This window comes from Alkalibacterium pelagium, from assembly GCF_900109325.1.
GTDB classification, from domain to species: Bacteria; Bacillota; Bacilli; order Lactobacillales; family Carnobacteriaceae_A; genus Alkalibacterium; species Alkalibacterium pelagium.
This window is the reverse complement of the sequence record NZ_FNZU01000018.1, coordinates 1-10,420: the sequence shown is the minus strand read 5'-3', so window position 1 is coordinate 10,420 and position 10,420 is coordinate 1. Positions and strand designations below refer to the sequence as shown.

At 42.0% G+C, this 10,420-nt stretch carries 12 protein-coding genes and 1 pseudogene; 5 read left to right on the top strand and 8 right to left on the bottom strand.

The window, feature by feature from the left end; all coding sequences use genetic code 11:
• Nucleotides 1-109: 109 nt before the first annotated feature.
• The 5 genes from BMX79_RS11585 to pxpB all read right to left on the bottom strand — a co-directional run bounded on the left by BMX79_RS11585 (nucleotide 110) and on the right by pxpB (nucleotide 4,238).
• A complete protein-coding gene (locus BMX79_RS11585) occupies nucleotides 110-604 on the bottom strand; it encodes a metal-dependent hydrolase (protein ID WP_091482859.1) in 495 nt (164 codons plus the stop codon).
• Nucleotides 605-661: 57 nt separating this feature from the next.
• Entirely contained in the window at nucleotides 662-1,441 is a 780-nt protein-coding gene (locus tag BMX79_RS11580; protein WP_091482857.1) for a Cof-type HAD-IIB family hydrolase, read from the bottom strand.
• A gap of 132 nt (nucleotides 1,442-1,573) precedes the next feature.
• Nucleotides 1,574-2,338, bottom strand: coding sequence for a LamB/YcsF family protein (locus BMX79_RS11575; protein ID WP_091482855.1), 765 nt, complete (start codon nucleotides 2,336-2,338; stop codon nucleotides 1,574-1,576).
• Between the two features lie 24 nt (nucleotides 2,339-2,362).
• Nucleotides 2,363-3,514, bottom strand: coding sequence for a 5-oxoprolinase subunit C family protein (locus BMX79_RS11570; protein ID WP_091482853.1), 1,152 nt, complete (start codon nucleotides 3,512-3,514; stop codon nucleotides 2,363-2,365).
• The gene (gene pxpB, locus BMX79_RS11565; RefSeq protein ID WP_091482850.1) at nucleotides 3,486-4,238 is read right to left on the bottom strand and encodes a 5-oxoprolinase subunit PxpB; all 753 of its coding nucleotides are present in this window, start codon (nucleotides 4,236-4,238) and stop codon (nucleotides 3,486-3,488) included. Before pxpB ends, BMX79_RS11570 begins: the two co-directional genes overlap by 29 nt.
• A 161-nt stretch (nucleotides 4,239-4,399) precedes the next feature.
• Between pxpB and BMX79_RS12555 the strand changes: the two genes are divergently transcribed.
• From BMX79_RS12555 to BMX79_RS11555, 3 genes are all read left to right on the top strand, one after another.
• Nucleotides 4,400-4,543 carry a hypothetical protein gene (locus BMX79_RS12555; RefSeq protein ID WP_170231052.1) on the top strand — a complete coding sequence of 48 codons (144 nt, stop codon included), beginning with the start codon at nucleotides 4,400-4,402 and terminating at the stop codon, nucleotides 4,541-4,543.
• A gap of 539 nt (nucleotides 4,544-5,082) precedes the next feature.
• Nucleotides 5,083-6,012 carry an alpha/beta hydrolase gene (locus BMX79_RS11560; protein WP_091482848.1) on the top strand — a complete coding sequence of 310 codons (930 nt, stop codon included), beginning with the start codon at nucleotides 5,083-5,085 and terminating at the stop codon, nucleotides 6,010-6,012.
• Nucleotides 6,013-6,373: 361 nt separating this feature from the next.
• A complete protein-coding gene (locus BMX79_RS11555; protein WP_170231051.1) occupies nucleotides 6,374-6,643 on the top strand; it encodes a rhodanese-like domain-containing protein in 270 nt (89 codons plus the stop codon).
• 104 nt (nucleotides 6,644-6,747) lie between these two features.
• Here the strand turns inward: BMX79_RS11555 and BMX79_RS11550 are convergent, their stop codons facing one another.
• Complete coding sequence (locus BMX79_RS11550) at nucleotides 6,748-7,596, bottom strand: YtnP family quorum-quenching lactonase (protein ID WP_091482844.1); 849 nt, start codon at nucleotides 7,594-7,596, stop codon at nucleotides 6,748-6,750.
• Between the two features lie 207 nt (nucleotides 7,597-7,803).
• Nucleotides 7,804-8,829 (bottom strand): annotated as a pseudogene (locus BMX79_RS11545) (Gfo/Idh/MocA family oxidoreductase).
• A 245-nt stretch (nucleotides 8,830-9,074) separates the two neighbouring features.
• Here BMX79_RS11545 and BMX79_RS11540 point away from each other — a divergent pair.
• Nucleotides 9,075-9,440 (top strand): ArsR/SmtB family transcription factor, encoded by a 366-nt coding sequence (locus tag BMX79_RS11540; RefSeq protein WP_091482843.1) that lies wholly within the window; start codon nucleotides 9,075-9,077, stop codon nucleotides 9,438-9,440.
• 15 nt (nucleotides 9,441-9,455) lie between these two features.
• Nucleotides 9,456-10,073, top strand: coding sequence for a CadD family cadmium resistance transporter (locus tag BMX79_RS11535; protein WP_091482841.1), 618 nt, complete (start codon nucleotides 9,456-9,458; stop codon nucleotides 10,071-10,073).
• A 73-nt stretch (nucleotides 10,074-10,146) separates the two neighbouring features.
• Here the strand turns inward: BMX79_RS11535 and BMX79_RS11530 are convergent.
• Nucleotides 10,147-10,420: IS3 family transposase (locus tag BMX79_RS11530; protein ID WP_143059450.1), on the bottom strand; the 274-nt coding region annotated here is incomplete at its 5' end.

The following is a 10,420-nucleotide window of genomic DNA, read 5'->3' as shown; positions in this document are numbered from 1 at the left end:
TCTTACGACTCACTCGGCTGCGTCGCGGATCTCCAGTTGGTTCCAAGGTGCGTCTTATAAGTTGCTCTCCACATAATCTATTTCTGAATAGGCTTCGACTTGTTCTCCATTATAATACGAACTGCATTACCTGATATATTAGTGCTGCCATTGCCACTCCTAAGATTAAGGATTCACTTGATTTACCAGTAGAATAATAGAGTTTCTTGAAGCCGAATTGGATACGTCTTGAATATAAGGGCTGAAGCCAAGCTACACCCGTCTTAGAAAAAGAATCTTCCACTAAGTGTGCTATATAGCCGACAATGAACCAGTCCGCAAATTCTGGAGGCAGCTGCAAATAGTTCAGTACCCATTTTGAAATCAACTGAAAGAATACTACCCCCAGGATTGAATGGGCCAGCCCTCTGTGTCCGAAGACCGCTCCGATGCTGTGACTGATTCCTCCTGTCCGGTTACCTATAAAGGACTTTGGGTGGTCGATGTCAGGGAATAGGGTCCCTATGCCTAAAGCCACGGTATTTCCGATCGTTAGGTTGCCTGTGGATGCCAGAGCGGGTAGAGCAGCAGCATAAGTTACTGCTAAATGTGTTTTGTACTGCATGTGAATCTCCTTCTATCTTTAATCGGACACACTCTAGGATCTTTTGAATTGGCCAGATCAGTCAATCAGCTTAAAATACTTGAGTCCTTCAACGATGCCTCCATCTTTATTGGATGAAGTGACATAGTCAGCGACGTCTTTTACGTCATCAAGACCATTGGCCATGGCCACACTATAATCCGCGCGTTTCAGCATCTCTAAATCATTTGCGCCGTCTCCGAAGGCATAAAGTGGAATGTCATGCATATTGATGGACTCCAGAAGCGCGTCGATGCCTTTCGCTTTATTGTGTCCTTTGGTAATAGTGTCCATGCTGTATGGGGTATTACGGTAAAACGACAGTTCCGGAAAGCCTTCAACAAATTCCTGATCAAGCGACTTGTCTTCATTTAGAACAAGCATCATCAGGATCTCTTCTTTTTCATCAAACGACTCATCAACAGCAGGTGGCTCTTCATGAATGAAATTGTAGGCCTGCTTAAGTGTCTCACTATAGCGTGTGGCCCGTATCTTGTCAGAGCTGTATAAGGACAGCGGAAGGTTCTTCTCACTCGTCATCTTCTTAAGCCCGTCAACCAGTGACTGCGGGATGACGTTCCTGAATACTTCTTTTCCTTCATATTGAATGTACTGGCCATTTAACGTAATAAACGAATCGATCACGGTTTCTTCCAGTACATGCTGTATTTCTAACGGGCTTCTTCCAGTAGCAATAAACGGAACAGCTCCATTATCCTTCAACTGGACTAGTGCTTCTTTCACATCTTCATCAACTAAAGATTCTTCATTCAATAATGTCCCATCCAAATCAAAAAATACTAATGCGGTCGGTTTCATCTCCATGCTCCTTCTGCTTCTAATAAATTGAAAGTCATACTTTGTCTACTGACCAGTCTATCAGTCACCGAGCTATTTCTCCAGTGGGCTGTACTGATTTATCCTTGTTGCTAATAGACACGTCTGATTTATTTAACCAAGTCTGCCATTAACTGGTGTAATAGTAACCCCTTTTTCTGTCAACGCTTTATGTATCCTAGTCGCAAACTGGACAGCTTTCGGGTTGTCCCCGTGCACGCAGATCGTATCAGGCTGCAGATCGATCCACTTCCCAGTCACTGACTTCACATTGCCTTCTTCGACCATCTGAACGACGCGTTCGACAGCCACATCTTCATCTGTGATCAGGGCATCTTCATGCTGCCTGTGAACCAGAGTTCCATCGTCATTATAATTCCGGTCGGCGAATACTTCCTGAGCATAAGACAGGCCTGTATCTTGAGCAGCTCTGATCAGCTGACTGTTCGCCAGGCCGTAAAGGATCAGCTCATCGTCCACTTCTCTGATGCCTTGACAAATGGCTCTGGCCAGTTGATAGTCTGTGCTGGCCATATTGTAGAGGGCTCCATGAGGTTTGACATGATGCAGTTTTCCCGTTTTACTGAAAGCCGACAGTGCACCGATCTGGTACTTTATATAATTTCTGGCTTCATCCGCAGAAATCGTCATGTTTCGTCGTCCGAAACCCATCAGATCATAAAAACCTGGGTGTGCCCCAATAGCGACATTATTTTTCTCCGCTTCTGCGACTGTCTGGGCCATAACCATCGGATCGGAAGCATGAAAGCCACACGCAATATTGGCCGAAGAAATATAGGGTAGGATATCTTTGTCGAGTCCAAGTGTATATGCCCCGAAACTCTCTCCTAAGTCACAGTTCAAATCTATTGTCTTCATTGCCTTATTCTCCTCCTTATGTCTTTACTGGTCCTCTGGCTGGTTTGTCGATTCTTTCGACTGAACCCTCACAGACTCATGATCGATATCCAATTTAATATGCTTGTCTGAGTAACTGAATTGAGTGAACGATGAGTCTTTGACTATATCGATCAGATCGTCGATTTTATTTCTTGCCTGAACACCTGACACTTCACCTGATTGTTTGCTTTGAAAAGCAAGGTCATTCAGCCGCTCCTGCTGCAGTTTAAGCCAGTTCTTCTGTTTTATGAATAGAGTCTGAGCTTCTTCTACATTTATTTGAGTGAACTGTATCTCTGTTCCAGGTGAACATTGCACCAGCTTTGATCTGTCCACTGAGCAGACTGTGCCTATTACCGGGTACCCTCCGGTTGTCTGGCGGTCTGCCATGAGAATGATTGGCTGACCATCCGGCGGAACCTGAATATCTCCCCAGACTGTCCCCTCTGAAATTACAGATATCTGCTCATCCATTTCGATACGTTTGCCTTCCAGCCTGTAACCCATGCGATCGGACTTGGACGAAATGGTATATTTTTGCGAATAAAAACTTTCTCTTATTACATCTGTCAGGGCAGGCTGCTCTGATGAAGGAATGACACGTATATTGTCAGGTCCCGATGAAATGCTTTCTAAAAACGTGGAGATATTTCGTCCTATAATCTGATTGAAGCTGATATCGGTATGCTTAAAATTAAGATGATCTCCTTCTTCCAGGGCTCGCCCACGATAGCCTCCGATATTGAAACGGGTACTTGTTGAATAACTGGACATGACCTTTGGAATGTCGAGCCCTCCGGCAAAAGCTATATAAGAAAAAATGCCATCACCCATAGGGCCTGTCTTCAACTCATCCCCTTTTTCCACATGATATGCTCGGTAGGTATCGATCGCTTTCCCATTTAAAAGAGGCTGACAGTCGGCTCCTGTTAATGCTATGACAGTCTCATCCGTAAAGATAAAGGAACTTCCCATCAGCGCCATTTCCAGTACAGCCTCATCCGGATCATTACCGACAAGACTATTCGCCAGTTTAAAAGCAATCTGATCCATCGCTCCCGATACCGAAAAACCATATCGCTGAAATCCTGTCCGTCCTTTATCCTGAACGGTCGTCTGCATCCCTCTACTGGTTACCCGAATGCCCACCGCCATCAACCTCCATCGTCACTTGATACTTGTATATTCCTTCTCGGCAGTCCGCTTTGATCTGGTCATAGACTTCTCGGGACACCGGTTCAAATCGAATGTAATCTCCTGCTTCATAAAGAAAGGGTTCTGATCGGTTCGGATCAAAAAGGATCACAGGTGTCGATCCAATCAGTCGCCATCCACCCGGTGACGCTATCGGATACATCCCAGTTTGACTACCGGCAATCCCCACAGCACCCGCTTCAATAGACGTGCGAGGCGTGTCGAGTCTCGGTATGTGCAGGGACGGATCCAGTCCTCCGAGATAAGCGAACCCGGGAAGAAAGCCCATCATGTAAATTAGATAATCTCTTCCGGAATGGACAGCTATGATCTCTTCGATCGACAAGCCCGAGTGCCGGGACAACTCTTCTAAATCTGGTCCGAAACTTCTGTCGTAACAGACAGGAATATGTACGACTCGTTTTTCTCGGCTGTCCATTTCATTCTGATCCGACAGAAGCTGGCGAATCGCTTCTGAGAGAATGCCCAGATCCGTGATTTCCGGATCATATAAAACTGTCAGGACACGAAAAGCAGGAATCGTTTCAGCCACTCCTGGAACAGACAACTCGGTCAGCTTCTTGTCCAGACTGTTTACTAGCTGATTAATTGATGGATCGATTTTATTATCGAACACTACACGAAGTGCACAGTCCCCGGCCGGAACAATCGATGGCTCTGACATGAGTTCTCTCCCCTCTCTGGTTTTAGTTACCTATGAAGTAATTATACACGATTTTGAAACAGTTATTGATTTAATAATACATACTATTTTGGATAAGTCCCTCAATGACTTATCCGTTAGCGAACGGTATGACCAGCGCCTGGAATTAGTGAAGCCGAAGCTTGAAGCCTTTTTTTGACTGGTGTGAATCTCTAACTGCGCATGGCAAACTTGGCACAGCGATCAACTATGGGCTGAATCAGAAAGAGCGGATGATGAACGTTCTGAAGGACGACCGTCTCGTGCTGCCTATCTCGCTGGATTAGCTGTTGATTATTGGAAAGATTTAAATGAATTAAAAGCTTTAGTGTCTGAGAGCGAAATTTTCCAACCAAATATGACCCAAATAGAACGAATCACAAAATTAAAAAGCTGGCATAACGCACTTAAAACTGTTATATTATTCCCAGTTAAATCTTGACTAGTTTTCCAATCTTTACTAGATAATTCGTGAAAATACAGTATGAATCCAACAAGAACATATAACTATTTATAATCTAGCCAAGAGAAAGATTTTACTCATTTACTCATTTTGTCTCTCCTGTAGCAAATCATTATAAAAGACTATGGATTTTAAAAAGATTCCATAGCCTTTGATGTTAAGAATATTAAATTTTCCGATTTTGAATTAGTTTACACGATTCTTTGTATCACCAGTTTTTATGACTTCTAGAGTAGAATCTAACCCAATATGTGGAGTGAATAAGTTATCGCCTGACAACTCCACTGACAAAATACACGTTTAAGGAATTATAATTTGTTTTGTATTATACTAAATAAAATTAAATTTGATAGGAGCAGGAAAATGGAACATACAACTATATATACTTCTTCCCATGATGGCCAAAAGATATTTTTACGTATATGGGATCAAGTAGAAAAACCAAAAGGAATCGTTCAAATTATTCATGGAATGGCCGAACATTCTGCACGATATGAAACTTTTGCATATTTTTTGAATAAGAAAGGTTATATTGTTTATGCGGATGATCATCGCGGTCATGGGCATTCTTTAACAGAAGAAGAAGTTTTTGGGTATATTGGTGAGGATGGTTTTCAAAAAATTGTTAAAGATGAACAACTAATTTCTGAGTTGATAAAAAAGAAATATCCTCAACTGCCTTTATTTATTTTTGCTCATAGTTTTGGTTCATTTATCGGGCAGGAGTATATCATTCAAAATTCTGAAAAAATAGATGGGATCATTCTTTCTGGTTCAGCCAAACAAAATGGACTGGACGTAAAAATGGGAAGAATATTGGCTACCTTCCAAAATATGGTATTCGATAATAAAAAAGAAGCTAAATTGATTGATCAATTATCTTTTGGGTCATTTAATAAGAAATTTAAAAAGCAGCAACCGACATCTAGTTGGCTCACAAGAGATGCTAAAGTTGTGGAACAATATGAGAAAGACGAATTGTCTGGTTTCGTTTCTTCGATAAACTTTTACTATGAACTCTTCCATGCTTTTAAATCGCTATATCAAACTAAACGACTAGAAAAAATTGAAAAGGATTTGCCTCTTTTAATTGTTTCTGGTGATATGGATCCTGTTGGTAAGTATGGTACAGCGGTTCAAGCATTATATGAGCAGTATGTTCAATTAGATTTGGAAAATGTAACACTTAAGTTATTTAAAGATGCCCGGCATGAATTAGTAAATGAACTAAACAACCAGGAAATTTTTTCTTACATCAATGATTGGTTGCAACAGCAGATAGAGAGTAATTAAACGTCAATTATTGGGGCTGACTATAATATGTAGTGAACCCCAAAAGTTAGAGTGAAAATTCTAACTTTATGGGGGGTCACCTCATACATGGCCTTTTATCTTTTACACAATTATATGGCCTTTATTGTTATCCAAAAAAGAGTGTTGTCATAAGCATTTAAAGGTGATTTAAATATGAAAGACAGGTACTTTTGTCCATTTACTTTGCTGTAAAAGCTCATAAGAAAGTACACTTTCAAAGTGCCTGACGGAGACACTGTTCAGATTTTCTTATTTAACTTCTACACTCTCGAGAGCCTACCATTCTGATATAAACAAGTAATTGAATATTGCATTTAAACTGTCCCAATGGTACAAATGTGTGGCAGTAGTCAAAAATGATGACTATATCTTAGTTGATGTCAGACATCCAGATGAAATTACACGACCAGCACCTGAGAAGAATTTGGTCAATATTCCATTTGAGGATTTAGTTAATGATTATCAATCACTGGATACGAGCAAACAACTTTTTACGCTTTGTGGATCTGGTAACCGAAGTACTGCAGCGGCTTCTTTCCTTGAATCAAAAGGATTAAATCCTAAAGTTATTGAAGGCGGAATGAAAGCCATTCAAGAAATTGGTAAATAATAAATTATAAGATGTTTTCAAAAAAATGGCTTTGCAGATTCTTACAGGGTATTATTTGAATTAAAAACGCATGGATCCGGTCCATGCGTTTCATTTATAAAAAATCAACTCTTCGAACGGTTCATGCCGTCAACGATTTCTTTGCCTTCTTCATCCCACTGGACCATACGGTAATAGGCATCATGATAGAATATGAATTTATAATTATTCTGATAAGCCCGTTCCATCCATTCTTGTTTGGCATAAATAGAGTCCATCGGATAATCATCATAAGCCATGACCCACAAAGGATTCTGGTGCGCGGTCGACGCCATGATATCGGCCATGTGTAAGATCGTCTCGCCTTTTTGTTCCAGCTTGATCACCGCATGACCATTGCTATGTCCGCCAGTATGGATCATCGTGATCCCGGGAACGACTTCCAGCGTATTCTCAAATGTATTGACTTGATCTTGGATCGCTTCCCAGTTCTGTTTCCAATACGTACTTTTTGACCGGATATTCGGATGTCTGACTTCGTCCCATTCTGTTTCTGTCATGTAAATAGCAGCACGGGGATAGGTCGACACAAACTCACCCTCTTCTTCATGGGTCAAGCCTGATGCATGGTCAAAATGCATGTGTGTCATTAAAACCACATCGATATCTTCTCTGGTCAGGTCCAGTTTTTCCAGGTTTTCGTATATCCGCGATTCTTCCTGAACACCAAAATTGCGTTTCTGTTTCTCAGTCAACTTGTCTTTGCCGATGCCTGTATCTATCAGATAGTGTTTGTCCTGATACTGAATAAGGATCGGTTCTGTCGCCTGGGTGATCTGGTTCTTTTCATTGGCCGGGTACTTCTTGCTCCATAAAGGTTTAGGTACGACCCCAAAGATTGCTCCTCCATCCAAAGAAATGACTCCGCCATCGAGCCAGTACAGTGTCATATCGTGAAACGTCAGTTTATCCAAGCTATTTCCTCCCTTTTACTCTGTAGTCGGTCAACGCAGTAACTACTTAAGTGAGTTTGATTTGTAATGGTCCTCAATTCAAGTTGAGGACCGTCCTTTTTGAGCCCTTCAGCTTCAGGCTGATCTCGCGAAGGGCACATATACACCACTTTTGTGACCTTTAGTTACTGCCTGTTTTCGCAAAGGGCACTTATACGTAACGTATCCTTAGTAGTTCTTCATTTCCTTGATGCCTTGCTCTAGAATTTCGATCTGTCGGATGGTTTCTTCGTCTTTGACGACTTTCTCCTTGCCGTTGACGAGCGACTCATAGACACCTTCATAGATGCGGCTGTAGTCGCCCACTTCTGACACCACTTTTTCTTCGTGATACTGACCGTTTTCGTCCATATAGTAAAGCGTGCCGTAGTGTTCCGGCAGGTCGACGCCGAAATCATCATTCGTGGGCATATAAAACAGCTTCAGATGTTCTTCCTGACGGTCTTTCGTCTCTTTGACAAAGGTCCCTTTCTTACCGTAAACGACAAAGCTCGGACGGTTCTTCAGGCGGAAGTAGCTGGATTTGACAGCCACTTTCAGATTGTTTTCATAGTTGAAGTCCAAGTCGAAGTAGTCGTTCATGCGACCGTCACCCAGGAGCTGGCGCACGTCGTAATGGATCGCTTTCGGGTCACCAAAGTAAGACAAGACCTGATCCACGGTGTGACAGGCGTGTGTGTACATAAAGCTGATCAGTTTTTCAAATGACTCCGCACTTTTCGGTACTTCAGGTCTGAAATAGTCAAAATGCATTTCCACTTCCAGGATGTCTCCCAGGACTCCGCTCTCGATCACTTTTTGAACGGTCAGGAAATCCGAGTCGAAGCGACGATTCTGGTAGCACTGAATTAATAAACCTTTTTCTTCAGCCAGGTCAAAAAGATCTCTAGCTTCTTCAGGCGTTTCAGCAAAAGGCTTTTCAACTAATGCATTCTTACCGTTCAAAAGGGCTTCTTTCGCCAGCGCATAATGCGTTTGCGGTGGTGTGGAGATGACGACCAGATCGATTTCCGGATCGCTCCAGATCGCTTCTTTCTCTTACACATAGTCCGCACCAGGGACCCTTTCCCACATCTCATTATGACCTGAGCGGGCTTGAATGGTCTTGATTTTAATCCCGTCTACTTGGCTGGAAAAAGGGATATGATAGCGGTTCGTACTTTTTCCGTCACCGATATAGGCAATGTTTAGCATAGTTTAACCTCCATTGTTTAACTGCAACGCGCTTTAGAATCTTAGTTCTTTTTCGATCAGCAACGTTCAGCAGCTTTACTCTCCTTCTTATTGTAGCTGGTTTTAGCCTCGGTAGTAAACTACATTAGCTAAATTAGATGAACTTCTAATAATGAGTCTATCACGCTAATTTACATCCTATTGAAAAAACTATGAGCCTCTGATATAATTCATTCAAACTTATATTTGAATGAGAGGTGAAACTCATGACTCTGGAGGTGTGCAGCTCCACTATCATCCACGAAGATAAAGTAAACACAGTGAATGAAATACTTTTAGAGAAGGACTTGTCAAACATACTACTGTTGAGTAAATGCATCAAAGAGCCTTCGCGAATTAAGATCCTTTATGCCTTAATGACGTATAACGAACTGTGTGTCTGCGACCTTGCAGCAGTTTTGGAAGCCAGCATCGCCTCAACGTCTCACCATATGCGCTATTTGAAGCAGAACGGTCTGCTCGAATCAAAACGGAATGGAAGAGTCGTTTATTATTCTCTGATTAAGGAGAATGCCGCTTTGATTTTTCATTCACTTACAGAATTTACGCAAACTATCCCGGTACCATCATAACTGGAGGACAAGCATTTGATAGAAACACTCATATCGGCGATAGCCGTTTACATATCTACTAGCATCGATTATTTTTTTATCCTACTTATTATAATTTCGCAGAATCATACAAAAAAAGGCATCGTTCATATCTATGGAGGACAGTATCTGGGGACAAGCTTTCTCGTTGCCGTCAGTCTCTTCGCTGCTTATGTCCTGAATCTCATTCCTCAAGACTGGATCATTGGGCTCTTGGGACTGATACCTCTATACTTAGGTATCCAAGTCGCCCTTTACGGTGAAGAGGAAGAAGAAGAGGAGGAAGTCGTCGAAAAAATCAGTTCCGGCGGATCGAGTCGCTTGTTCTGGACCGTGTCTCTCATCACTGTCGCGTCGGGCGCTGACAACTTGGGTATCTATATCCCTTACTTTACCTCACTTGATCCGATCGACATCATTTTTGCCATACTCGTCTTTGCCGTTTCCGTAGCCATACTTTGCTATATCAGCTTCCGCCTGGCTAAGTTCTCCTTCATCTCAGAAACCTTGGAGAAATACGAGCGAGTCATTGTTCCTATCGTTTTCATTGGTCTGGGTATCTACATTTTGCTAGAAAACGGTACGATACAGACACTCTTTTCAATGCTCAGCTAAATATGAACACTAGAAAGCCCCCAAGTCTGTGAACTGACCCCTGTCAAGTAGACAGTAAAAAAAATAAAAATTCTTATGCTGCAGCCTGATACCGATATTCCATTGGTGTTAGGCTGTTTCGTGTTTCTTGAAAACGTTCATAGTTGTAAAAATGCATGTATGACTCAATAGTCTTTACGAGTTCCTGATAAGAGTTAAACTGTTTCAAGTGATAAGATTCGCATTTAAAGTGTCCGAAAAAGCTCTCCATGGGGCCGTTATCAATACACTTACCAACCCGAGACATACTTCGGGTAATACCGGCTTTTGTAGTGATCTGACGATAAGCTTTTGACGTATATTGCGAC